At 68.1% G+C, this 25623-nt stretch carries 18 protein-coding genes; 6 read left to right on the forward strand and 12 right to left on the reverse strand.

What is annotated here, in order from left to right:
- Positions 1-9: 9 nt before the first annotated feature.
- From OG326_RS36990 to OG326_RS37000, 3 genes are all read right to left on the reverse strand, one after another.
- Entirely contained in the window at positions 10-1068 is a 1059-nt protein-coding gene (locus OG326_RS36990; RefSeq protein WP_442790871.1) for a potassium channel family protein, read from the reverse strand.
- A gap of 100 nt (positions 1069-1168) precedes the next feature.
- Complete coding sequence (locus tag OG326_RS36995) at positions 1169-5029, reverse strand: ATP-dependent helicase (RefSeq protein ID WP_327141763.1); 3861 nt, start codon at positions 5027-5029, stop codon at positions 1169-1171.
- Positions 5026-8814: an ATP-dependent helicase gene (locus tag OG326_RS37000; protein WP_327146692.1), complete on the reverse strand. Its 3789-nt coding sequence runs from the start codon at positions 8812-8814 to the stop codon at positions 5026-5028. The genes OG326_RS36995 and OG326_RS37000 overlap by 4 nt, the downstream gene beginning before the upstream one ends.
- 142 nt (positions 8815-8956) lie before the next feature.
- Between OG326_RS37000 and OG326_RS37005 the strand changes: the two genes are divergently transcribed.
- The 3 genes from OG326_RS37005 to OG326_RS37015 all read left to right on the forward strand — a co-directional run bounded on the left by OG326_RS37005 (position 8957) and on the right by OG326_RS37015 (position 10909).
- A complete protein-coding gene (locus OG326_RS37005; RefSeq protein WP_327141764.1) occupies positions 8957-9742 on the forward strand; it encodes an alpha/beta fold hydrolase in 786 nt (261 codons plus the stop codon).
- Positions 9743-9781: 39 nt separating this feature from the next.
- Positions 9782-10087 (forward strand): MGMT family protein, encoded by a 306-nt coding sequence (locus tag OG326_RS37010; RefSeq protein WP_327141765.1) that lies wholly within the window; start codon positions 9782-9784, stop codon positions 10085-10087.
- A gap of 81 nt (positions 10088-10168) precedes the next feature.
- On the forward strand, positions 10169-10909 hold the full coding sequence (locus tag OG326_RS37015; RefSeq protein WP_327141766.1) for a VOC family protein: 741 nt from the start codon (positions 10169-10171) through the stop codon (positions 10907-10909).
- Between the two features lie 33 nt (positions 10910-10942).
- Here OG326_RS37015 and OG326_RS37020 read toward each other — a convergent pair whose 3' ends face one another.
- On the reverse strand, positions 10943-11221 hold the full coding sequence (locus tag OG326_RS37020; RefSeq protein WP_442791083.1) for a WhiB family transcriptional regulator: 279 nt from the start codon (positions 11219-11221) through the stop codon (positions 10943-10945).
- 68 nt (positions 11222-11289) lie between these two features.
- Positions 11290-11712 (reverse strand): hypothetical protein, encoded by a 423-nt coding sequence (locus tag OG326_RS37025; RefSeq protein ID WP_327141767.1) that lies wholly within the window; start codon positions 11710-11712, stop codon positions 11290-11292.
- Positions 11713-11934: 222 nt separating this feature from the next.
- Between OG326_RS37025 and OG326_RS37030 the strand changes: the two genes are divergently transcribed.
- Complete coding sequence (locus OG326_RS37030) at positions 11935-12816, forward strand: alpha/beta fold hydrolase (protein ID WP_327141768.1); 882 nt, start codon at positions 11935-11937, stop codon at positions 12814-12816.
- A gap of 18 nt (positions 12817-12834) precedes the next feature.
- Here OG326_RS37030 and OG326_RS37035 read toward each other — a convergent pair whose 3' ends face one another.
- Positions 12835-13665 (reverse strand): helix-turn-helix domain-containing protein, encoded by an 831-nt coding sequence (locus OG326_RS37035; protein ID WP_327141769.1) that lies wholly within the window; start codon positions 13663-13665, stop codon positions 12835-12837.
- A gap of 350 nt (positions 13666-14015) precedes the next feature.
- Here OG326_RS37035 and OG326_RS37040 point away from each other — a divergent pair, with 350 nt between their 5' ends.
- Positions 14016-15764: an NTP transferase domain-containing protein gene (locus tag OG326_RS37040; RefSeq protein WP_327146694.1), complete on the forward strand. Its 1749-nt coding sequence runs from the start codon at positions 14016-14018 to the stop codon at positions 15762-15764.
- A gap of 244 nt (positions 15765-16008) precedes the next feature.
- Here OG326_RS37040 and OG326_RS37045 read toward each other — a convergent pair whose 3' ends face one another.
- The 5 genes from OG326_RS37045 to OG326_RS37065 all read right to left on the reverse strand — a co-directional run bounded on the left by OG326_RS37045 (position 16009) and on the right by OG326_RS37065 (position 22159).
- Positions 16009-16794 carry a helix-turn-helix transcriptional regulator gene (locus tag OG326_RS37045; protein ID WP_327141770.1) on the reverse strand — a complete coding sequence of 262 codons (786 nt, stop codon included), beginning with the start codon at positions 16792-16794 and terminating at the stop codon, positions 16009-16011.
- A 154-nt stretch (positions 16795-16948) separates the two neighbouring features.
- A complete protein-coding gene (locus OG326_RS37050) occupies positions 16949-18715 on the reverse strand; it encodes an ABC transporter ATP-binding protein (protein ID WP_327141771.1) in 1767 nt (588 codons plus the stop codon).
- Entirely contained in the window at positions 18712-19617 is a 906-nt protein-coding gene (locus OG326_RS37055) for an ABC transporter permease (RefSeq protein WP_327141772.1), read from the reverse strand. The genes OG326_RS37050 and OG326_RS37055 overlap by 4 nt, the downstream gene beginning before the upstream one ends.
- Entirely contained in the window at positions 19614-20573 is a 960-nt protein-coding gene (locus OG326_RS37060) for an ABC transporter permease (protein WP_327141773.1), read from the reverse strand. Before OG326_RS37060 ends, OG326_RS37055 begins: the two co-directional genes overlap by 4 nt.
- Positions 20570-22159, reverse strand: a complete 1590-nt coding sequence (locus OG326_RS37065; RefSeq protein ID WP_327141774.1) for an ABC transporter substrate-binding protein — start codon at positions 22157-22159, stop codon at positions 20570-20572. Before OG326_RS37065 ends, OG326_RS37060 begins: the two co-directional genes overlap by 4 nt.
- A gap of 279 nt (positions 22160-22438) precedes the next feature.
- Between OG326_RS37065 and OG326_RS37070 the strand changes: the two genes are divergently transcribed.
- On the forward strand, positions 22439-24751 hold the full coding sequence (locus OG326_RS37070; protein ID WP_327141775.1) for an arylsulfatase: 2313 nt from the start codon (positions 22439-22441) through the stop codon (positions 24749-24751).
- Positions 24752-24881: 130 nt separating this feature from the next.
- On the opposite strand, the gene OG326_RS37075 is transcribed toward OG326_RS37070, so the two are convergent.
- On the reverse strand, positions 24882-25622 hold the full coding sequence (locus OG326_RS37075; protein ID WP_327141776.1) for a TetR/AcrR family transcriptional regulator: 741 nt from the start codon (positions 25620-25622) through the stop codon (positions 24882-24884).
- Position 25623: the final 1 nt, after the last annotated feature.

Genomic DNA, 25623 nt, shown 5'->3' on the forward strand with positions numbered 1-25623 from the left:
TCGGGGCGCTCAGGATTGGACGCGGCGCAGGTAGAGGAGTTTGTCGCCGGTTTCGAGGGCATCGGTTTCGGGATCGCCGACACGGATGAGAACGTCCGCGCGGACCACGCCGAGGACGATATCGCGGAGGTGGCGGGGCGAACCGCCGATCTCCTCGGGGTCGACCTCTCGTTCGGAGATGGCGAAGCCGGCCTCGGGGGTGAGCAGGTCTTCGATCATCTCCACCACGCTGGGGGTGGTGGTGGCGATGCCGAGCAGACGGCCCGCGGTCTCGGAGGAGACCACGACCGAGTCCGCGCCGGATTGCCGCAGCAGATGGGTGTTCTCGGCCTCGCGGACGGCGGCGGAGATGCGCGCCTTGGGATTGATCTCGCGGGCGGTGAGGGTCACCAGGACGGCGGTGTCGTCGCGATTGGCCGCGACCACCACCGCGGACGCACGGGCGACACCCGCGAGATGCAGTACATCGGACCTGGTGGCCGAGCCGAGCACCGTCACCAGTCCGGCATTGGCGGCGGCCTCGAGCACCACGGGATCGGTATCGACGACCACGATATTGGAGGCCTGCACGCCGTCGCCGAGCATGGCGTCGATCGCGGTGCGGCCCTTGGTGCCGTAGCCGACGACCACGGTGTGATTACGCACGCTGTGCCTCCATCGCTGAATCTTGAAAGCCTGCCGGGATCGTTCGGTGAGTACGGCCAGCGTGGTGCCGACCAGAACGATGAGGAAGAGGATCCGCAGCGGGGTGACCACGAGAATATTGATGAGCCGCGCGGTAGGGGTGACCGGTGTGATGTCGCCGTAGCCCGTGGTCGACAGCGAGACCGTCGCGTAGTACGCGGAGTCCAGCAGCGACATGCGCTCGCGGGCATTGTCGTGATAGCCGTCCCGGCCGAAGTACACCACCGCGGTGGCGACGGCCAGCAGCAGCACCGCCATACCCAGTCGCCGCACCAGCGCCTGCCAGGGGCTGGCCTGCGCGGTCGGCACCCGCAGAATGCCGACCAGCGCGAAATCCGGGCGGTCGGTGAGATGGGCCAAACCCCTCGAAGAATCACCGAACACGCGAATCACCAGCCATTTCGGGGACGTCTTCCTGCGGCACAGGTCCGGAGCGTACCTGCCCGCCGCCCGCAACGGTGTGTCGGTCGCGGGCGCGTCGCGACTACCGAATCAGGTCCGGGGGCAGGGATTCCGGATCCGGTGGGGGCTCGAAGTCGGGCGGGGATTCGACTTCCGGGCGTGCCGGGGTGGTCGCCTGGAACGGGGATTCCGGCGGGAAGTTCTCCTCCGGCGGGGGTTCCGGATCGGGGGGACGCGACGAATCCGGCTGCCGTCGAAGGGAATCGACGTCCACAGGCGGGGGCGCCTCCGGGTCGGCGCCGCGACGGTCCGGGGCGCCGCGCGGTCGAGAGGCCGCCGGCTCGGGCTCGGCGACAACTCGCCGCGGGGCCGCGGTGGTGATGAGATTCGCGAGTTCCTCCGGGCCCGCGAGATGCTCGGGGGCGATGGTGCGGAGAGTGCGGACGTAGTGGAATGCGGCGGTGGTGCGGGCGAGTACGTCGGCTTCGGGGGCGCCGGTGCGGGCGGCCTCGAGGCGTGCCCAGGCGAGGCGGTAGACGGCGAGCTGAATGGCGACCGAATCCTCCTCGGCGGCAGTGGGTTCGCCGCCGGTCTTCCAGTCGACGACGATCCAGGTGCCGTCGGCCTGCCGGAAGACGGCATCCATGCGGCCCCGAATCACGGTGCCGGCCAGCGAGGTTTCGAAGGAGACCTCGACCTCGACCGGATTGCGGTCGGCCCACTCGGAAGCGAGGAAGGCCTCCTGCAGGCGGACGAGTTCGGCGTCATTGTCGGAGGTATCGGCCGCACCGGGCAGTTCGTCGAAGCCCAGCAACCGGCCCGCGCCGAACCAGCGTTGCAGCCAGGCGTGGAAGGCGGTGCCGCGGCGGGTGAACGGGCTCGGCGGATACGGCAGCGGACGGCGCAGGCGGGCAGCGAGTTTCGCGGGATCGGCGCGCAGGTCCACCAGGGAGGTGGCGGCGAGCTGGCCGGGGAGCTCGACCTCGCGGATCGCCTGATCGGCGGCGAGGTGCTCGGCGATCAGGGCATCGACATCCGATGCCCAGCCCTCGGGGTCGTCCGGGTCGTCCGCTGAATCCGCTGTGTCGCTGTCGAATTCGTCCGCGTCGACGAATTCGCCGGAGTCGGTCAGCCCGAAGTCGAATTCGATCTGCTCGGGCCGGGATTCGACATGCAGCGCGGTGAGGGCCGTCTTGACCAGTGCCGCACCCTCTTCCACCGATCCCCGGCGGGCGCCGAGCGGGTCGCGGGGCCAGGACGCGGTGAGCGGATTATCGGTGAAGGGGTTGGCGGTATCGGGCAGCGGCGGATCGTCCCAGCGGTCGATGCGCACACCCCGGGAGAGCGCGGAGCCGGGCACTTCGGTGGCCTGCTTCAGTTCCAGCAGGAAGTCGGAGGGGCCCTTGGGCTTCGCGCCCGTCTCCGCCCAGTGGTGAGCGGAGACGAAGAGCGCGCGCTCCGTACGGGTGAGGGCCACGTAGAAGAGGCGGCGGTCCTCATCCAGGCGGCGTCGGCCCAGAGCCTTCTTGTGCGAGTCGAGAGCGCGTTCCAGATCGGCGCGATCGTAGATATCGTCGAGGCTCAGGACGGGGACGCCGTCGCCCGCGCCCTCCGATTGCCGGTCACCGCGCAGGTGGGTGGGGAGTTCGGCGAGCGCGCCCATCCAGGTGGTGGTGCCGGTGCCCGAGGGGAAGGTGCCGTCCACCACATGCGGGACGGCCACCACCTCCCATTCCAGTCCCTTGGCGGCGTGCACGGTGAGCACCTGCACCCGATCGTGTGCCACCTCGACCTCGCCGGGTTCCAGGCCGTTCTCGACTTCCTCTGCGGCGGAGAGGAAGTCGAGCAGGCCGCTGAGGGAGGAGCGGTGGTCGGCGGAGTATCCGGCGACCACATCCGCGAAGGCGTCGAGGTGTTCGCGTCCGGCGGCGGCCACCGCCCGGCGGGCCTGGGTCTCCACGCCGACGCCGATGGTGCGTTCGACGTCCGCGACCAGTTCGGCGAGGGGTTGTCCGCCGCGTTCGCGCAGAGCGCCGAGTTCCTGGCCGAGCACCACGATGCGCGCATAACCTGTCGCCGAATACTGTTCTGCCGCACCGGGATCAGCGATGGCGTCGCCGAGTCCCGCGCGCTCGGCGGGCTCCGGGGCGACCTCCCGCAGGGCCGCGTCCAGCCCGGCCGTATCGGTGATATCCGCCGATTGGCCGGGCGGGCGGCGAATGGAGAGCTCGCGGGCCCGCCGGGACAGCGCGGCGATATCGGCGACGCCGATGCGCCAGCGGGCCCCGGTGAGAATGCGCATTGCCGCGCCACCGGCGGCGGGATCGGCGATCAGGCGCAGTGTCGCAACGATATCCGCGACCTCGGGGGTGTGCAGTAGTCCGCCCAGGCCGACGATCTCCACCGGCAGGCCCTGCTCGCGCAGGGCCTCCGCCAGCGGCGCGGCATCGGCATTGCGCCGCACCAGTACCGCCGAGGTGGGTGGTTCCGACCCCGCGTCCGCCGCCGCCTCCCATTCGGCCTTGATCCGCTCGGCTACCCAGACCCGTTCATCCGCAACGGTATCCGTGAGCGCCAGGGCCACCAGACCCGGTGTAGCACCCGGCCGCGGCCGCAGCGCGTCCACCGTGACACCGCCACCCGCGGCTGCTGCGATGCGCAGTGGATCCGCCACCAGATTCGCCAGATCCAAGGCCTCCGGGGGATTTCGCCAGCTGGTCATGAGCGGCAGGATAGGTGCGGGAACCCCTGGCGCACTGGGGAAGTCGGTGGCGAATCGGGGCAGATTCGCGGCCGACGCACCGCGCCAGCCGTAGATCGACTGCATAGGATCGCCGACGGCCGTCACCGCGAGCGGTCCCGGCTGGACTTCGGCGCGTTGTCCGGTGAGCGCCTCACCCTCGACTCCTCCCGCGCGCGGGGGTACGGCGGCTTCGTCAGCGGCAGACCGATTCGACTGCGCCGCTTGGTGTCCAGTTGGCGCTGATCGCTGCGCGCGTGCTGCCTCGCCCTCGGAGTCGGCGAGCGGTGCGGTGTGGACGCCGCCGAAAAGAGCAGAGAGCAGGATGCGCTGGGAGTGGCCGGTGTCCTGGTATTCGTCGAGCAGGACGAGGCGGAAGCGGGTGCGTTCGGCGACGCTGACCTCGGCGTGCAGGGCGGCGAGGCGGGCGGCCAGGGACATTTGGGCGCCGAAATCCAGGGCGCCGCGACGGCGCAGCTCTTCGGCGAGGCGCTCCACCAGCGGCAGCAGGGAGACTCGTTCGTGCTGGGTGTCGACGAGATCGGTGAGAGTCTTCTTGGGGCCGCCCTTCTGGCGCGGGCCTGCCGGAAGCGTGAAGATCAGCCGCTCCAATTCCACATGGGCGGTGGCCAATTGGCGCGGTTCCACCAGGTGTTCGGCGAGCTGACCGGAGAGCGCCAGCACGGCTTCGGTGACCGAGACGGGGCTGCGGTCGGTCTCGAGGTCACCGTCCCAGGTCGAGACGACGCGGTAGGCCAGCTGCCAGAGCTGGGTCTGGGTGAGCAGGGTGGCGGTGGGTTCGACGGGCAGCAGCAGGCCGTATTCGGTGAGCAGGCGGCCCGCGTAGGAGTGGTAGGTGCTGATCTCCGGTTCGGAGCCGGTGAGCAGACCGCGCAGCCGGCCGGTGGGGTCGATATCGCGCAGCAGCGGCGCACCCGCCAAGCGGGACAGCCGGGTGCGGATGCGAGTGGTCAACTGCTGGGCGGCTTTTCGAGTGAAGGTGAGGCCCAGCACCTGTTCGGGTTCGACCAGGCCGTTGGCGACCATCCACACCACACGCGCCGCCATGGTCTCGGTCTTTCCCGCGCCCGCACCGGCGACCACCAGGGTCGGGCCGGTCGGGGCCTCGATGACCGCGGCCTGTTCGTCGGTGGGGGGCGGCAGGCCCAGCGCATCGGCGAGTTGACGAGCAGTGATGCTCACTCGTCGGTCACCTGGCGTCCGGTGTCCTGGACGGGGCAGCTGCCCGCGACCTTGCAGTGGCGGCAGCCCTCATTGCGCATGGCCAGATAGCTGGGACCGGTCGAGGAGGCCGCGGCATCGTGGATCACGCCGCGCCACAGCTCGATTCCGCCGTCGTCGAGTGCGGGCTGCATGCGTTCGGTGGCCGCGCCGTCCCGGGCGCTGGGTTTGGCCACGTAGACCAGGCGGGCGCCGCCGGGTTCGCCGTCGCCGAGTGCGCCCGCCGCGGCCGCTACCTGATAGGTGGCCAGCTGCGCGTGCTCCTCGGCCGCCTGCTTGGTGATCGGCGTCTTGCCGGTCTTCACATCGACGATGACGAAGCGGCCCATGGCATCTCGTTCGAGGCGGTCCATGCGCCCGCTGATCCGCACCGGGAGTTCGCCGGGCGTGCGTGCGGGCAGGATGCAGTCCACCGGCACCTCGACGCCGATGGAGGTGAGTTCGTCGCGGGTATTGCGCAACCAGGCCAGGAAGGTGTCGACCATGGTTTCGGTGCGGCGCAATTCGGCTCGGGAGTACCAGTTCTCGCCGTCGCGCGCGGTGGGATCGACCTTTTTCCAGGCCTTGACCAGCGCGACTTTGACCTGGGCCTCGGTGACCTGACCGGCGAGCGCCTGCACCAGCGTGTGCACAAGATTGCCCTTGAGGGCGTGCGGATTCTCGCCGTCGCTGCCGCCGTGGCGTTCCAGCGCCCAGCGCAGCGGGCAGGTCTTGAGCTGCTCCACCGTGGAGGGCGAGAGCGCGACCGAACCGTCCTCGCTGTTCCAGAGCGGACTTTCGGAGGACAGTTCGGCGGTGCCGTACCAGTCGTCCGGGTGCGCACCGCGCACCCCGGCCCGGGCCAGCCGGGCAAGCTGGCGGGCGGCGCGGGAGCGGCGCTCCGGTGTGGTCTCGGGATCACATGCGGCACTGCGCAATTCGGCGATCAGCGTATGCATGGCGAGGGCGCGGCCGGGATCGACCGGCGGCGGTATGCGGCCGGGCTGCCCGTCGGCCGCGTCGGCGTCGAGTTCGGCGAGGAAGCGCGAGGGCACCAGATCCTGGTCGCCGGTGACGGATTCGACCGCCGTCACCAGCAGGGAACGGCGCGCCCGGCTGCACGCCACCAGCAGCAGTCGCCGCTCCTCGGCGAGCAGTGGGGCGGCACGGCTCACCTTCTCACCCGTATCCCCCACTCCGGCAAGCAGATCCACCAGATCCTCGACACCGAGCAGGGTGCCGCGCGGGCGCAGATTGGGCCAGATGCCCTCCTGCACCGCGGCGACGGTGACGGTGTCCCACTCCCGGCCCGCGGCGGCGTGCGCACTGCAGATGGTCACCGCTTCGCCCGGATCGGTATGCGGCGCATTGTCCTGCGGAATCACCTGCTGCTCCAGGTATTCCACAAAACCCTCGATGGTGGCGTGCGGCAGCCGGTCCACATAGGCCGCGGCCGCCTCGAACAAGCCCACCACCGCATCGAGATCGCGGTCGGCTTGCAGCCCCACCGCTCCCCCGCGCTCGGACTGCCCCACCCAGCGCCGCTCCAGCGTCGATCCGGTCCACAACCCCCACAGCGTGTCCTCCAGCCCACCCCCGCCCCCCCGCACCTTGCGCGCCCGCCCCAGCGCCTTCAGCACCCGCCGCAACGGTGCGGCCTCCACCTCGGTGAGCCGCTCGAGCAGCACCCGATTCCCCGCCCCCACCAACAGATCTCGCAGAATCTCCGCCGACGACCGATCCAGATCCGCGAAGCGATCAGCACCCGCACCATCGCCGTCGAGATCCGCGGCGGAACGGCCGGTACTGCGGCGCGCCTCGCCTCCCGCTGTAGTGGCGACCGGCGTTGGCACGGCAGCACCGGAGTCCGCGGCAGGTTCGATGCGACCGGAGCCGCCGTCACCGGCGGGCGAGTCGGTGGCCGCCACCGAGTCGTTCGGTGCGCTCACCGAGGACGAGCCGTCGCTGTCGGTGGCGTCCGCTACCGTCGATGGCATGGTCGTATAGCGCTCGCTCGCAAGGTAATCCGCGGTGCGGACGGGTTCGTCGCCGTCGTGATCCTCGGGGGCGCGGTCGGGGTAGCCGAGTTCGAGGACGGTACGGCGGATGCCGCGGCGGAGGCGGCGGAGGCTGATCTGGTCCGCGCCGCCGAGGGGGCCCGCGAGGAGGTCGAGGGCATCGTCGGCGGTGAAGGGGATGGGGCGGGGATGGCGGACGCGGGTGGGGTCGCCGGCGGTGACGGCGCGCAGGGCGAGCAGGGCCCAGGCGGCGCCGCGGCGGCGGGCGAGGGGGACGTCGGCGGGGGGCTGGCGGACGGGCACACCGGCGGCCAGCAGGGCGCGGCGCAGGGGGGCCAGGGACAGCGGGACCGAGCGGACGATGACGGCCATATTCGACCAGGGGACGCCGTGGGTGAGGTGGGCGCGGCGGAGGTGGTCGGCAATGAGGGCGGCTTCCTTGGCCGGGGTGGTGAGCACCTGCACACGCACCTCACCCTCGAATGGCGGCTCTTCCCAGAGGATCTCGTCGTCGGACCGCACATCCCACTCGGCCGTGCCGTCCCCGGGCGGCGCGATCGCACCCGCCTTGTCGGCCCGAACCCTCACACCGCCGTGACCGTTCGATGCGTCGGTATCGGATGGGGCGATATCGCGCAGGAAATTCGCGGCGTCCCGGGCTCCGGGGCGGATGCGGTGCGGGCCGGCGCCCGGGAGGCGGGAGGTGATGCGGGAGACGACCTCCTGGATGGCGGTGGCGGATCGGTGGTTGTGGCGCAGGATGATTCGGCGGTCGGCGGGGGCATCGGGGTCGGCGGCGAAGCGGGCGTCGGCGCCGCGGAAGGTGAAGACGGACTGGTCGGGGTCGGCGGCGATCACGGTGGTGGCCGCGCCACTGCCGATGGCTCGAACGAGTTGGGCCGCAAGGGGATCCAGATGCTGGGCGTCGTCGACGAGGACGGTGCGCAGCCGATCGCGCTCGGCGGCCAGCAGTTCGGCGTCGATCAGCAGGGCATCGAGGGCCGCGCCGACCAGTTCGGCGGCGTCGAGGGCGGGCGCACTGGCCTCGGGTACGTCCATACCGACCGACCAGCGCAGCAGCATGATCTGCTCGTAGCGTTCGTGGAATCGCCCGGCGGCGACCCATTCGGGGTGTCCGTGGGTATGTCCGAGCCGGATGAGGTCCTCGGGACCGAGTCCGCGCTCGGTGGCGCGCAGCATGAGATCCCGCAACTGTTCAGCGAATCCAGCGGCGGGCAATGCGGGATGCAGCCGCTCCGGCCAGTCCGGCGCCTCGTCGGCGAGTTCGCCGCGCAGCATTTCCCGAATGACAATGTCCTGCTCGGAACCGGTAAGCAGGCGCGGGGGCGGATTGCCGTGGGTGGCCGACACGGTGCGCAGGAGACCGAAGGCATAGGAGTGCAGGGTGCGCACCAATGGGCCGCGAGTGGCGCCTGGTACCCCTCCCAGCAATGGATCGGCCTCGGCAATTCGGACAGTAATGGCATTACGCACCGCGGTGGCGGCCCGTTTCGAATAGGTGAGCACCAGCACCGATTCCGGATCCGCCCCGGCCAGAATGCGTTCGGCCGCGATATCCACCAGCAGGGCGGTCTTGCCCGCGCCCGGACCGCCCAGCACCTGCCACGGCCGCCAGCCGGGATCGATGCCGGGGTCGTCGAACAGCGGCCGGAGGGCGGCATCCCACTCCCGGAGGTGGGAGGCTGCCTCGGCCCGGCGCACCAATTGCACCGAGCTATCCGATCGCATCACGTCGGCTATTTCAACAGACCGCCCCGACACGTTCCGTTTGCCATGTGTTGGCCGTGCCGCCGGTCACAGCGGAAACGCCCGCCGCGGACCCGCGATGCGGACCGCCGGCGGGTGGAGCCGCACGCCGGCAGGCAGCAGAATGGTCGGGGTGTCCGATCTTCATATTCATCATTTCGGTCCTTCGACCGGTCCGGTTGTGCTGGCGCTGCACGGCTTGACCGGGCACGGTCAACGCTGGCAGGCGCTGGCTGAGCAGCAGCTGCCCGATGTGCGGATTATTGCGCCGGATCTGCGGGGGCACGGGAGGTCGACCGGCGTGCCGCCGTGGGATTTCGAAACGATCGTCGCGGACCTGGTGGCGGCGCTGGCGGCGCGGACCGGCGAACCGGTGGTAGTGCTCGGGCATTCGTTCGGCGCGGCGGCCGCCGTGCATCTGGCGCGGCGCCATCCCGAGCTGGTGCGCGCGCTGGTCCTGCTGGATCCGGCGATCGGCCTGGCGCCGGAGCTCATGCTGCGCATCGCGGATTCCACTCTGGCGCACCCGGATTACGCGAGCCTGGCGGATGCCCGGTTCGACAAGCTGGAGACCGCCTGGGCCGATGTGGAAACGCAGGTGCTCGAGGCCGAACTGGCCGAGCATCTGGTGCCCACCGCGGACGGCCGGCTGGCCTGGCGCATGACCCTGCCCGCGATCATTTCGTACTGGGGTCAGCTGGCCCGCGATTTCGTGCTGCCACCGCCGGAGCTGCCCACGATCCTGGTGCAGGCGAGGAAGGTGCAGCCGCCGTTCGTGACCCCGGCCTTCCGCGCGGCGCTCACCGCGAAGCTGGGCGACCGGCTGACCGTGCACGAATTCGACTGCGATCACATGGTGGCGCAGGAACTGCCCGCGGAAACCGCCGCGCTCGTCCGCGCCGTGCTCTGAAACGCTGTGCTCTGAAACGCGACCCCGAGGAGCCCGCCCATGCCCACCTCCGATGCCGAAGTCGAGCGAGTCCGCGAGCTGGTGGCGGCCATTCCGCCCGGCCGGGTCGCCACCTACGGCGATATCGCCGCCGCCGCGGGTCTGTCCACGCCCCGCACCGTCGGCTGGATCATGCGCACCGATTCCGCGGATCTGCCGTGGCATCGGGTGCTGCGCGCAAATGGCACGCCCGCACCACATTTGGCGCACCGGCAACTGGTGCAGCTCGCCGCGGAGGGCTGTCCGGTCCTCGACGATCGGGTGGACCTGCGGCGCGCCCGGTTTCATTTCGACTCGCCGGACTGACCGCCGACCTGGGCCGACAGCCGGATTCGGTTCCGCGAAACCGGGTACGCGGCACCCCGGGCGGCGGCTACCGTGGAAACCATGTCCACCCGTCTGGCATGCGTGGTGTTCGATGCCGTCGAGCCCAGGAGCGTCTCCCGCTTCTGGGCCGAACTCCTAGGCTGGGAGGTGGCACTCGATCGTCCCGACGGGGTCGATGTGGCCGCATCCGACCCGGACGGGCTGGATGTGGCGCTCACCTTCCTCCCCGCCCGCCGGTCCAAGGCGGCGAAGAACCGCATCCACCTGGACCTGTCCAGCCGATCGCTGGATCATCAACGCGTACAGGTGGATCGGGCGCTGTCCCTGGGTGCGCGCCGGATCGATATCGGGCAGGGCGCGGTGCCGTGGGCGGTGCTGGCCGATCCGGAGGGCAATGAATTCTGCGTGCTCGAGCCGCGTGAGCACTATGTGGATACCGGTTCGGTGGCGGCGATCGTGGTGGATACCGAGAATCCCCTGCGCCTGGCGCAATTCTGGTCGAAGGCCGCGGGCTGGCCCGTCACGCACGACAGCGCCCGCTATGCGGGAATCCGTTCGGCCACCGGTCAGGGTCCGTGGCTGGAATTCCTCCGCACCCCCGAAGCGCTCGGCGAGCGCAGTCGTCTTCATCTGGATCTCATCGCTTTCCCCAGCGATGACCCCGTGGAGGAAGCCGCCCGACTGCAAGCCGCGGGCGCGTCGCCGATCAGTTCCGAGACTCCCCCGGCCAATGCACCGGCGGTGGTGCTGGCCGATCCGGAAACCAACGAATTCTGTCTGCTGCAAGCAGCATCCGGCTGATTTACGTTCCCCCGCTGATACCACTGCGCGGTATCAGGCCGCCCCGCGTTCGTACCGGCGCCGTTCCCGCGGCGACATTCCGCCCCAGATGCCGAAACGCTGATCATGCGTCAGCGCATAATCCAGGCATTCGCGCCGCACCTCGCACGATGAGCAGACTCGTTTGGCCTCGCGCGTGGAACCGCCCTTGTCCGGAAAGAACGCCTCCGGATCGGTCTGGGTGCACAGGGCCTGCTGATGCCAGGAGCCCGGTTCGGATTCGTCCCGGTGCGTGATGGTTTCGAACATCGCATCGAAATTGGTGAAAAGCATTTTCACGTCGTTCACCCTCTTCATAAACGGATTGATTCTGAATTACACAAGACCCGAAAACTGGTGGGTCAGCAATCGCCGCTGACCGCGGCCAGGCGGGCCTGCTCACCGGTGAGGAAGATGCGGCGCGCGTGCACCGCGGCCGGCGTCGACGACCAGGGCGCGAGTGCCGTGGTGAACATGAGTTCGCACCACGAAAGCGCGGGCGTCGCACCGAGGGAGAGGGTATTGAGCAGTGACAATTCGGTATCGGAATCGTTCCAGGCGGCGAACAGCCAGGTGCCGTCCAACCGGGCCAGGAATTCCTCGGCGTCCTCCGGCACTCCGAGGGGCGCGTCGACGGCGAGATGAACAACCGCGGTAATGGCATGGCGCATACGAGCATCCAGGCCGACTCCGTCGTGCAGCAGCAAACCCTCGAGCGAATCGCGAAGTACGGCCCCATGATCGGTCCGGAAGTCGCGGCGAGCGGCAGTAGTGACGTCGAACATTATTTTCCTCCCTATCGAATAAGCGCTTGTCCCAAAAGCGCCATCGCCTGATTTAAAAGGCCGAACGGTCGACTTGTCCAGTTTTAAGGACATCTGGGGCAAACCCCTAGCAGTACTGACACTGGCCAGTGTTGGTACCCGTCGGGAACAGCACCGAAGGGTGCCCGGCACCACGTGGGCAAACATTAGCTCGATACGGGTTCCGCCCTTTACGGTCTGACCATGCCTTATGTGCAATCAGGTGCGGCCACAGTTCATTTCGTCACCAGCGACATCGCTGGACCGACACTTCTCCTCATCCACGGATTTCTCATGGATGAATCGATGTTCGAACCGATGCGCGAACCTCTGGCAGCTGCCGGGATCAATCTCGTAACGATTGATGCGCGATGCCACGGACGCACTCAGTCACCCGATGGCGAACAGTTCACCTACTGGGATATGGCGGCCGACGCACTGGCGGTTATGGATGAATTGGGGATTCGAAAAGCAGTCATAGGCGGTATGAGTCAGGGTGGATTCACCGCACTGCGACTGGCGCTGCTGGCACCGGAGCGGGTGCGCGGATTGGCGCTCATCGATACCGAGGCGGGCGACTGCAGCCCCGGCGAACTCGCCTTCTACCACACCTTTTTCGAGCGCTGGTGCAGTGCGGAGCCGATGGCGCCGCTGGTCGCCGAACTGGCTCCGCAGCTGATCGGCGGCAGCGATCCGCGCCTGTGGCGGGCCTGGACCAGCCGCTGGTACTCCTCCGATCGGCAGTCCATTCTGCCGGCCGCGCGCTGCTTGATGGAGCGCCGTTCGGTATTGCACCGGCTCTCGGAAATCACCGCGCCGACACTGGTGATCCGGGGCAGCCACGATGGCACCAGCACCGCGCAGAAATCCGATGCGCTGGCTGCCGGACTCGCGAATGCGGATGGGGTGGTGACCATTCCGGGCGCCGGGCACGGCGCCGCGTGGACACATCCGGAGGTGGTGGCGCCCCTACTGATTCGACTGGTGCGACGGTCTACTGCGCGGCACGAGAACAACCTGACGCACGCGCTGGCGCATCCATGGCTGCAGGGGCGTTCCACACCCGGAATTCACGCCGCACGATGACCGGAATTCGATCCCGGCCTATTCCTCCGCGCCGTTGCGCAGGTGGCCGGGATCGAGCAGCACACCGGTATCCGAACACCAGGTCGGAATACCGAGGAAGATCTGGATCTGGCTGGGATATGCCGCGCAGAACACGCTGAACAGCTGCACCGCGATTGCGCGGCAGCGGCCGGTGGGGACGTCGTTCAGATGCATGATGGCGCGTGGACGACCATATGCCGCAATGCCTTCGTCCCATAATTCGCGAAAGAGTCCGAACCGTCCGAGTTCGGCGAGAAATCCGGCGGACCAGCCGGTGTCACCGGAGCTGGCAATGAGTCCGCGCAGCCAATGCACGGTCACCCGGACCTCCTCCTCCCACTCCAGCATGACCTCGCGGGAGAGCTCGTTGCCCAGAAGCCAGCGCAGAATATTCACATCCTGCTCGAGCCCCGGGAAGGCTTGGGAGTAACTGGTGTTGCAGGCCAGCACATTCCAGCGGGTGTCCACATACGCGGCGAGATTGGGTTCGTGCAGTTCGAGCGCGCGGCGCATGTCGTCGGTGATTTCGCCGCGCAGTTGCTGCACCGTGGGAAAATCGCTGACGCCGAGGCCGGCCAGATCGAGCAGATGCCGGCGTTCCACCACCGACAGCGGGTCTATTCGGTCCAGATATCGGACCAGTGCGTCGACCACCTCGCGGGTGGGATGGCCGCGGTCGCCCTTCTCCAAATGGCTGATGTAGCTGGCGCTGACTCCGGCGTTGAAGGCGAGTCTTTCGCGTGATACCCCCCGCGCGTCGCGGAGCTTGCGCAGCAGGAGTCCGAATGTCGGCGGTTTCAGCTCTTCGAAGTCTCTATCAGTTTTCACGCCCAGCACCACGCCGTTCCCTCTCCACAAACATTCAGCAAACCAACCTTCATCAGTCCGGTACCCACCTGTTCCGGAGAGCGGGACCCGCTGTAACGCCTGCCGTGAACTGTGACGAATCCGCTGGAACGCCCGCAGCTCTGGCTCCGGATACTGCCATATGCGATTGTTCAGAAGTTCAAAACATGATCATTTCTACTATGTGTCGTGGTGCATCGCACAACTTCGCATACATGAGCAATTGCTTAGCAAGCAGTGGATTCGGCGTGCTGGAGACCACGTTCGCGGCCTCGAATCAGCCAGCCACTACGATCTTCAACCATGATCACCATCGCGCCCGTCTTCGCCTCGTGACGACCGTCGACGCGATTGTGCTGGCCGGTGGCCGGGCCAGCCGGATGGGCGGCGCCGATAAGCCCGCACTGGTGGTCGGCGGCCGATCGATGCTGGATGCGGCGATTTCCGCGGTCGCCGCGTGCACGCGCACCGTCGTCGTCGGACCGCCTCGGCCCGAACTGCCGCCGGAAATCCTTCAGGCACAGGAGGTACCGGCGGGAGCCGGTCCGGTGGCCGCGATAGCGGCCGGACTCGCAGCGCTCGGTGCGGGCGAATTTCCGGACGGACTCATTGTGATTCTGGCCGCGGACATGCCATTTATCACAGTTGCCGCCATCGACGAACTACTCATGCACACAAGAGAATCCGGCGCCGAAGCGGTATTCGCCGCGGATGCCTCGGGCCGGCCGCAATATCTGGCCGGGGTCTGGCGGCGCTCCGCGCTGACCGCGGCGCTGAATCAGCTTGATTCCCCGGTCAATCGGCCGATGAAGGCACTGGTGCCGAGCAATACCGCCACGATGCCGCTGGCCGGGGTCGACGACTGCGATACACCCGACGATGTACAACACGCCCGGGCAACGGCGAGTCGCTCCGCTACGCCGCTGTCGCTCGCGGAGGCGCGGGATGCGCTGCGCCGGAGTATTTCCCGACTGCCGGTGCGGCGGGTTCCGGTGCACACGGCCCGGGGCGCGGCGCTGGCCGAGCCGCTGCCCGCGGCGGAGGCACTGCCGCGTTTCGATGTGTCCGCCATGGACGGGTACGCGGTGCGCGGTACCGGCCCGTGGCAGGTGCGCCGGGATATCGGCTTCGCGGGCGGAGAGCGGCCGGCGGGTCTGCGGGACTGCGAGGCGGTGCGCATTGCCACCGGTGCGCACGTACCCGACGGCACCGGCGCGGTGGTGCGGGACGAATTCGTGCGGGTGGCGGACGACGGGCGACTATATCGCCTGGCGGACACTCCGATTCGCGATGATGTGCGCCACCGCGGCGAGGATTGGAATCCCGGCCACGAGCTCGCCCCGGCGGGCGCGCCGGTGACCCCGGCACTGATCTCGGTGGCCGCCAGCGCCGAGGTGACGAGCGCCGCGGTGCGCGGACCGGTGCGAGCACGAATTGTCATGACCGGCGACGAGATTCGCAGCGAGGGCCCGCTGCACCTGGGCCAGACCCGGGATTCCATCGGCCCGGTGCTGCCGGATCTGCTCGCCTGGCACGGTGTCGGCACGGTGGATCGAGTGCACCTGCGCGACACCGAGAATGCCTTCGACGAGGTGTTCGCCGCCGCCGGCGCGTGCGATCTGCTCATTATCGTCGGCGCCACCGGCGGCGGCGCCGCCGATCAGCTCCGCGCCGCGCTGGACCGGGCCGATGCCCGCATGCTGCTGCGCCGGCTGCGGCTGCGCCCCGGCGGTTCCACGGTGGCCGCCCAATTGGCTTCCGGCCCGGTGATTCTCGGACTCCCGGGCAATCCGTACGCGGCCGTGGCCACACTGCTGGCGCTCATTACCGCCGTCGTGGAGGGGCTCACCGGCGGCGCTCCCGCACGCGTCCAGCGGGGGCCGCTGGCGAATGCGGGCGAAATCTCCGGCACCGCACCGCGAATCGTCCCGGCGCGGATGTGCGCGGAGGGCGGCTGGATCGGTGATGCGCACATTCGCACCGCGCATCTGGCGGGGCTGCTCGACCGTGACGGTCTGGTGATCGTCCCCGCGGACGCCCTCGACGGCGCGCTCGTCGAATTCATCCCGCTCCCCCGCTGAAGGGATTGCCCGGCGGCTTCGTCGGAGCGCTCTACTCCCCCGGCGACTGGATTGACTGGTGCGCTTGCCAATCCGCTATGAGTTCACCGATGCGATGGGTTCACCGACGCGCTGTTGAGTTCACCGATGCGCGGCCGAGTTCACCCGTGCACTGCCGAGTTCACCTGTGCACTGCCGAGTTCACCTGTGCACTGCCGAGTTCATCGGTGCGCTGTCGCGTTCATCGGTGCGGTACTCGGGATTGTCAGCCGCCCAGTCCGAGAATGGCCAGTAGGTGGCCGGGATAGGCGCCGCTGTCCAGGCGGCCGGTTTGCGCGAAGACCCGGCGGCGCAGACCGGTGACCGGATTCCGCAGATCCAGGGTCCATACGTGCGGGGCGAAGGCGACGCCGCCCTCGGACCAGGCCTGCCGGAATTTCGGGAATTGGCCGAGTTCCTGGATGAGATCGGTGAATCCGGCGACATTGCCGGAGCGGCCGATCAATCCGCGCATCCAGCGCACGGCCTGCCGCACATCGGCATCCCAATTCACCATGACCCGAGCTGCCAGCTCATTGCTGAAGAACCAGCGGAGCATATTGCCGTCCTCGGTGAGACCGGGGAAGGCATCCTCCCAACTGTCGTTCCAGGCCAGCACATTGGCGCGGGTATCGAGATACGCGGCCAGATTCGGACGGTGCATAGTGAGCACGCGCAGCAGTTCGGGAGTGAGGGCTCCGCGCAGTTCCTCCACGGTCGGAACGGTATCCGCACTGCCGAGACCGGCCAGATCCGTGAGCTGGCGGCGGTCGGCGGCGGTCAGCGGGTCGAGGCGATCCAGGTAGCGGGTCAGCGCCTCGACCACCTCGCGAGTCGGGTTCCCGCGATCGCCTTTCTCCAAATGCGTTATGTAGCTGGCACTCACGCCCGCGTTGAATGCCAGGCGTTCGCGGGAAACACTGCGACCGTCACGTAAACGGCGCAGCAGATTTCCGAAAGTGGGTGCTTCGAGCTCCCGAGAATCACGTCCGCATGCCGCATCGGCGACCACCGCAGTCCTCCTTCGACTTGCCCGGCGCGCGGCGTCGAGAGTAGGACGCCGCCGGGTGTTCCCCCTTCCGGTGGATGCTTGCACAAATCGTCCGAATGGCAGCTACAGCGAACTATCCCTGTTTGTATATGTCACCGATCCTGTCCGGAATTCCTTACGCCCCCAGTGCGAGTGGCGTACGGTCCCCGGCTGATTCACGACTGCGCGCCTGCTCCGGATCGGGTGCGGGAACGGCGTCCAGCAGACGGCGGGTGTAATCCTCGCGCGGATTACCGAAAACATCTGCGACCGGCCCGGTTTCGATCACATTCCCCGCTCGCAACACCACTACGCGATCGGCGATCTGATTGACCACCGCGAGATCGTGACTGATGAACAGGCAGGCGAAACCATATTCTTCGCGCAGATCGGTGAAAAGGTCCAGTACCTGTGCCTGAACCGAGACATCGAGGGCGCTGGTGGGCTCGTCCGCCACCAGGAGCCGGGGCGCGAGCGCGAGCGCCCGGGCCAGCGCGACCCGCTGCCGCTGACCGCCGGAGAGTTCACCGGGGCGGCGGGTGGCGTAATCGCGCGGCAGCCGGACCGATTCCAGCAGATCGCCGACCCGGGCGCGCAGCAGTGCGCCGGAGGCGACCCGGTGCACCAGCAGCGGCTCGCCGATGGCCTCCTCCAGACTGCGGCGCGGGTTCAGCGAGGCGGTGACGTCCTGATGCACCAGGGCGACGTTCTTGCGCAGACCGCGCAGATCACGCGTGGACAGACCGCGCAGCGAGATGCCCTGCAGCACCACCTCACCGGTCGTGGCGGGCACCAGGCCGAGGGCGGCGCGGCCGAGAGTGCTTTTACCGGAGCCGGATTCGCCCACCAGCCCGATCACCTCCCGGGGTGCGACGGTGAGCGATACCTCGTGCAACGCGCGGAACTGCTTGCGCTGACTGCGATACACCACCGACAGATCCGAGATATCCAGCACCGGTTCGCGTTCCGGTGCCGCCTCGGGCCTGGTGACCGCGTGGACCTCGGCGAGTACGAGTTCACCGACCGTGACGACGGCCTCGGACACCGCATCCGGGGCTTCCTCCGCTTCCGGAGCGGGCAGGTGCAGCACGGTCGTGGCCGAATCCGCCGTGGGGGGCGGGAGTGTCGGGACCGCCGCGAGCAGGGTCCGGGTGTAGTCCTCGCGGGGATCGGCGAAAAGCTCGCGGACGGGCCGCGTTTCGACGATCTCGCCGGCGCGCATGACCACCACCCGGTCGGCGATGGCCGCGACCACGCCGAGATTGTGGGTGATGAAGAGAATGGCGGTGCCGGTGCGGCGCTGCAGGTCTCGCAGCAGATCCAGGATCTCGGCCTGGACGGTCACATCGAGCGCGGTGGTGGGTTCATCGGCAATGAGCAGATCCGGTTCGCCGGAGAGCGCCAGCGCGATGACGACCCGCTGCTTCTGTCCGCCGGAGAGCTGGTGCGGATACCAGTCGACGCGCTTGTCCGGTTCGGGGATGTCGACCAGGGCCAGCAGTTCCACAGCGCGAGTTCGCGCCTGCGCCTTGCTGATCGAGCGGTGCGCGCGCAGCGCCTGGGCGATCTGGGTGCCGACCTTCTGCACCGGATTGAGGGCGGTCTGCGGTTCCTGGAACACCATGGCGGCCCGGGTGCCGCGCAACGCCCGCAGTTCGGTATCGGGGGTGCCGATGATCTCGCTGTCGCCCAGGCGGATCGAGCCCTCGGCCTGCGCGCCGTCGGGCAGCAGGCCCAGCACCGCGCGGGCGGTGAGCGATTTGCCGGAGCCGGATTCGCCGACCAGCGCGACGGTTTCACCGCGCCCGACCCGCACATCGACGCCGTTGACCACGGTGCGGGCGCCGAAGCGCACCACCAGGTCCCGGATATCCAGTAGCGGCTGTCCCTCGTGCTCGCTCATCCGATCCTCCGTGCGCGGCCCAGTGCCTGGGCGATCAACAGGAATCCGAGCGTGAGACCGGAGACCACCAGTAGCGGCCCGATCGCATACGCCGGATTGGCGTCCAGATTGCGAATGGACTCCGAGATGAGCGATCCCAGTGAGGGATCCGGCGGTCGCACGCCGATGCCGATGAAGCTCATGGCGCCCTCGATGAAGACCGCGAGCGACAGCGACAGCGCCAATTGCACCGAGAGCGGTTCGATCACATTGGGCAGCACGTGTTTACGCAGCGTCCACCAGGTGCCCGCACCGATCACCTCGGCGGCCTCGACGAACGGCTGTTCGCGCACCGCCAGGATGGCGGTGCGAATCTGCCTGCCGAATATGGGGATTTCGGCGGCCACGATGACCACGATGACCGCCTGCACGCCGGGGCCGGTGACCGCGGTCAGCGCGATGGCGAAGATCAGCGCCGGGAAGGCCAGGATCAGGTCGAACACCCGCTGGGTGATCACGTCGGCAATGGTGTTGACGCTGGCCAGCAGTCCGGTCAGGGCGCCGGCGAGAGCGCCGAGCGGCACGGCGGTGAAGGCGATGAACAGGTCGATGCGAACGCCGAACAGCACCCGGGAGAACACATCCCGATTCACGCTGTCGGTGCCCAGCCAGTGCTCGGAGCTCGGGCCGAGCAGGTTCGCGCCCGGAATCTGGGTCAGCGGATCGTATTTCGTCAATGCTCCGGCGGCCAGGCCGGCGATCGCGATGACGGCGACCAGCACGACGCCCGCCAGACCCTGCCCCCTGCGCAGGGCCTGAAGGGGCGACCGGGACGGATTCGGTGCGCGGTCAGCGGTTTCGACCGCGTCCGCGCTCGCGGTCACGGCCGGATCGGTGCCGGGCAGGGTGGTGAGATCGCTCATGACCGGCCTCCGATGCGGATGCGGGGATCGAGGTAGGCGTGCACCACGTCGGTGGCCAGCTGGATGACCACGAACACCGCCACCGAGAACAGCAGCAGCGCCTGCACCACGGGATAGTCCCGGCGATTGATGCCCTGCTCGATGAGCTGGCCGATGCCCGGCCAGGCGAAGGCCGCCTCGACCAGCACCGCACCGCCCAGCACCTGGCCGGTTTGAATGCCGAGCACTGTCAGCAGGGTGGGCAGCGCATTGCGCAGCGCACCGCGGGTGACGATCTGCCGATGCGAAATCCCCAGCGCCCGAGCGGTCAGGACATAGGGCTGGCGCATTTCGGTGCGCAGCGCTTCGGTGAGGAATCGAGTGAGCGCGGCGGTCACCGGCAGTGCCAGGCAGATCGACGGCAGCAGGAGGTACTGGACGGTGATATCCGGCTGTGCGAAGAACCCGTCCGGCGGAATACCGCCCGCGGGCAGGATCGGAATCGCGACGGCGAATACCAGCACCAGCAGCACTGCGGTCACGTACGGCGGCACGGCGATGGCGACCGTATTGGCCGCGGCGACAAGGCTGTTCAGCCAGCGCCTGTTCCACAGCACCGCGGCGACGCTCACCGCCAGGCTCACGCTGACGGCCAGCAGCAGCGCGAAGGCCGCCAGCACCAGGGTATTGGTGAGCCCGCGCCCGACCAGATCGGAGATCTGCCCGCCGATAATGTAGGACCGGCCCAGATCACCGGTGAACACGCCGTGCAGCCAGCTCAGATACTGCGCGGGCATGGACCGGTCCAGGCCGAGCTGATGCCGGATGCTCGCGATGGTGTCCGGACCGGCGTCGGGCCCGGCCAGGATCATGGCCGGATCACCGGGCACCAGGCGCAGCAGCAGGAAGATCAGGACGGAGGCGCCGAAAAGCACCGCTACGGCGGAGGGGACCCGGCGCAGCAGATAGCCGGTCATGCCAGGAAGGTGTCCGTGAGGGCGAGCTCACGGCGCTTGGTCCAGTTGACGGCGTGCAGGTTCTTGGAGGTGGTGCCCTGTGCGAAGCGCACGCCGATCTCGATGAGCCACAGCCCGTCCAGCAGCTGATCGCTCAGTACCCCGTAGGCGCGCTGCGCATCGGGACCGGTGCCCTGCGGCAGCTGCCAGGCCGCGTCCGCCGCCGCCACATAGGCGGGCGATTCGAAGTGCGAGGTGTTTTTGCGCGCATTGAAGGGATAGGCGCTGGCGGTGAGGGTGGAGGGCGTGAACTGCGCCCACGAGTGGTCGGTCACCCACAGGCCCGGGAACTGGCCGCCGATCAGCTGTTTCACGAAGGTGGCGTTATCGGTCGGCACGAGTTCGGTCTCGATGCCGATCTCGGCGAGATTGGCCTGCACGATCTGCGCGGTGGCCTCGTAGGTCGCATAGCCGGCGGTGAAGGCCAGCGGCAGTTTCGGCGGCTTGGGCAGCTCCGACAGCACCTGTTTGGCCTTGGTCAGATCGCGCTTGAAGCGGGTGTTGCGGGTGTCGTCGAAAGCGGGAGACGTCTTGGGCCACGGGAGATTCAGGGCGTAGCCGGCGCCGCGGAACACCTCGGTGATAATGCGATCGCGGTCGATGGCGTAGGCGATGGCCTGGCGCAGCTTCACATCGGCGAGCGCCGGATTCGCCACATTCACGCCGACGTACATCTGCACTTCCGCGCCCTCGTACGAGACCACGCGATAACCGTCGGTCTTGCCCAGATTCTCGTTGTCGCGGTAGGTGATGCCGTCCGCGAAGTGGATCTGGCCGGTCTTGAGCGCGTTGAGCTGTGCGTTGTTATCGGAGATGATGCTGAGTTCGACCCGGTCCAGGTACGGGCGGTCCGGCACCCAGTAGTTCGGGTTCCTCTCGAATACCAACTGCTGGTTCGGGATTCGCTGTACGAAGCGGAAGGGCCCGGTACCGATGATCTTGTCGGCGGTGGCCAGCTGATCGATGGATTCGCTGTCCAGGATGGGCACGGTGTCGAGCAGGTCGAAGATATTGCCCAGCGGCTGCGCGAAGGTCAGCTTGATCTGGTGCGGGTCGGTGGTGTCGAAGCCGGTGATGGCCGCGGCGGTGCTCTTCAGCTGCGCCGACCACTTCGGATCGGCATAGGTGCGCAGCGAGAATTCGACATCCTTCGAGGTGAAAGCGCGACCGCTGTGGAATTTCACATCATCGCGCAGCACCAGCGCGATGGAGCGGCCGTCCGGTGCGAGCGTCCACGACTTGGCCAGCAGCGGCTGCGGATCCAGCTTGTCGTGCGGGTAACGCACCAGGGATTCGAAGACCAGGCCGACCACATACGGGGTGGTGCCGGTATTGGTGAGGATATTGGCCGGAACCAGATCCACCAGCACGCCGTACTTCAGCGTCCCGCCCTTGACCGGCTGCGCGTTGTCGTCACCGCCGCCCTTCGACTGGTTCACCGCCGACGAGCAGGCCGCCAGGACGCCGCCGCCGAAAATGGCGAGAGCGGCGACGCCCGTATTGCGCAGAAAATGACGACGATCGAGTCCGCCGGGGGACGAATTCATCTGGAAATCCTCGAGATACATGGCCGCAGCGGGCGGCGGGGCGCGGTGGACGCACCCGTGGGGACGTGAGAAGTAAGGAATTACGCGCGGGCCGGCGCGTCAGGCACTAGCGACGACAGCCCTGCACCCGCGAAGTCCGGAATATTCCGGTGCGGGGCGCGCAGAGGTGACCGATGTGCATGCGGCGACGCTAACAGCCGGTAAGCGCGCGATCAGCGGTTGTGCGCAGCGTGCGTGAAACCCTGGTCAGCAGAGCGGGTGCCGACCTTTGCTGAAAGAATGCCTGTTCCCTCTCATGCCCGCGGATACGAGAACTTCGGCGGCGATATCGGCCGCACCACCGCCGATTCGACCCCCGAATGGCTCTACCCGCCGACCGCCCCGGACGGTGCGCCCAATATTATCGTGGTGCTGGTCGACGACATGGGCTTCAGCGATATCGGCCCGTTCGGCTCCGAAATCGATACCCCGACGCTGGATCGCATTGCCGCGAACGGATTGCGGCTCACCAATTTTCACACCACACCGCTGTGCTCGCCGTCGCGGGCCGCGCTGCTGACGGGTGTGAATTCGCACCGTGCCGGATTCGGATTCGTGGCCAATGCCGATCCCGGCTATCCGGGGCTGCGGCTGGAGCTTGCCGATGATGTGCTGACCCTGCCGGAAATTCTGCGCGCCAATGGCTATGCCACGTATGCGGTCGGCAAATGGCATCTGGTGCGCGATGCCACGCTGCATCCGGGCTCGCATCGCGACTCCTGGCCGACGCAGCGCGGATTCGACCGCTACTACGGGTCTTTGGAGGGGATGAACTCCTTTTACCATCCGAATCAGCTGATCTCCGACAGCTCCGCGGTGGATGTGGAGGAATACCCGGAGGGTTACTACCTCACCGACGATTACACCGATCGGGCCGTGGGTTATCTCAAGGAGCTGCGCGCGCACGACGCCGACAAGCCGTTCTTCCTGTACTTCGCGCATACCGCCATGCACGGGCCGCTGCAGGCGAAGCCGGATGATCTGGCGAAGTATCGCGGTAGGTATCGCGAGGGCTGGGATCGGTTGCGGCAGAGCCGTTTCGCCTCGCAGCTCGCGCAGGGCTTGTTTCCCGAGGGCACACAGCAGAAGCCGCGCAATACCGAGCCGGGTTATGAAGCGCAGGAGTGGGATTCGCTGACGCCCGAGCAGCAGTCGCGCTTCGAGCGGTATATGGAGGTGTACGCCGGCATGGTCGACAGCATCGACCAGAGCCTGGGGCGGGTGGTCGAAACACTGGAGCAGCTCGGCGAACTCGACAACACCATTATCGTTTTCACCTCCGACAACGGCGGCACCGCCGAGGGCGGGCCGGAGGGCACCCGCTCGTATTTCGCGCAGTTCGCACAGGTGGACGAGCCGGACTGGGAGCGCGATGTGCCGCACGATGAGGAGCTCATCGGATCGGCGAAGCTGGGCGTGCACTATCCGCGGGGCTGGGGGCAGGCCTCCAATACGCCGTTCCGCTTCTACAAGGGGCAGACCTTCGCGGGCGGTGTGCGCGTCCCGTTCCTGCTGTCCTGGCCCAAGGGACTGCCGCGCACCGAGGGCGACAGCGGCATTCGGCAGGAGTACACCTACATCACCGATCTGACCCCGACCCTGCTGGAGCTTGCCGGGCTGGAGCGGCCGACCGTGCGTAATGGACGGCCCGCCAAGGATTTCGACGGGATTTCGGCCGTCGAGGTGCTGCGGGATCAGCAGGCGATCTCCCGGCATATCGAGCAGTACTCGGAGATGACCGGGCACCGCGGCTTCTACCGCGACGGGTGGAAGCTGCTCGCGCTGCACGAGCCCGCGCGCGGGATCGACAATCCGCACTGGCAGCTGTTCGACGTGCGCACCGATCCGACCGAACTGCACGATCTTTCGGAGAAGTTCCCGGAGAAGGTGGCCGAGCTGTCCGCGGCCTGGGACGAAGCCGCCTGGCACAATACGGTTTTCCCGCTCGTCACTCGGAAAGACCTGGCGCACCGGCGGCCCGAAGAGGCTCGGCTCACCGAGCGCGTGCGGATTCTGCCCGGCACGCCCACGCTCGAGCGCTACCGCTCCCAGCGCCTGATCGCCTACCGCGACTTCACTATTGCCGTGGAACTGGCGGACTACCGACCGGGTGATGAGGGCGTCCTCGTTGCCCACGGTGATCCCCAGGGCGGCTATCTGCTCTATGTCGAGGACGGTCATCTGCACTTCGGTTACAACGGCTACGGCCGGTACACCACCGTCGACGCGGGCCCCATTCCCGAAGGCAGCCAACACTTCACCGTATCCGCCATCGTCCGCCCGCATCTGCGCTGGGACTTCACCATCGGCATCAACGGCATCCGCGACGCCCACCTCCCCGACCAGGTCCAACTGGTCGGCATGGCGCCCTGGACCGGCATCTCCATCGGCCTCGACGCCCGCGGCCCCGTCGACTGGAACCTACGAGACCGCCGCGGCGTCTTCCGCTACACCGGCGCCCTCCGCGCCGTCACCTACAGCCCCGGCGCCATCGGCGTCCCCGAGGACACCCAGCGCGCCCTCGATTCGGAAGCGGAACTCATCGCCGAATAACCACCGCCAGCTCCACCACACAGCCCTTCTCCCACCACGCAGTCCGTGTCTGATCGCGCAGCCCATGCCGAAGCCGCACAGCTCCGATATGCGTTGCGCGGCAACGACACGGGCTGTGTTGCTGGCGGGGTCAGGCGGGGAGGTTCAGGCGGGTGGTGATGCCGTCGAGGAGGCAGGTGAGGGTCCAGGCGACGGGGTCGGTGGGGTCGGTGGGGTCGGGCAGGGTTCTGGAGGCGAGCCAGCGGGTGAAGGCGGGGTGGCGGTCGGCGGCGAGGATGGGCTGGAGGAGGGGGGCGGCGGCTTCGGCGAGTTGCTGTTCGGTGAGCAGGCCGGTGCGGGCGCGCATGCGCTGTTCTTCGGCCAGTTGCAGGGCGGTGCCGATGAGGTGGCCGTCGATGGCGGTGGTGATGCGGGTCATGTCGTCGGCGGTGATGCCGAGGGGTTCGAGCAGCGCGAAGCGGAAGTCGAAGTAGCGCAGGGCATTCGGGCCCAGCGGGGGGCGGGTGTGGACCAGGTGGCCGAACCACAGGTGGCGCCCGATGACGGTCCAGGTGTCCAGGGACAGCTGTTCCAGCGCGGTCCGCCAGGGAGCGGAAGATGCTGCCGGGAGCGGGATTTCGCCGTAGACGGCATCGATCATGAGGTCGACCAGGCCGTCTTTGCTGCCCACGTAGCGATAGAGGGACATGGGGGTCGACGCGCCCACCGCGGTCGCCACCCGGCGCATGGTGAGGGCGGCCGCACCCTCGGCATCGGCGATGGTCAGCGCGGCGCGCAGGATATCGGCGCGGCTCAGCGTGGTGGTGGGGCGACCCGGGGGTTCGGGCAGCGACCAGATCAGCGGGCCGGGTGCGGTGGTTTCTTCCTTCATG

The sequence above is a fragment of the Nocardia sp. NBC_01327 genome, from assembly GCF_035958815.1.
GTDB lineage: Bacteria > Actinomycetota > Actinomycetes > Mycobacteriales > Mycobacteriaceae > Nocardia.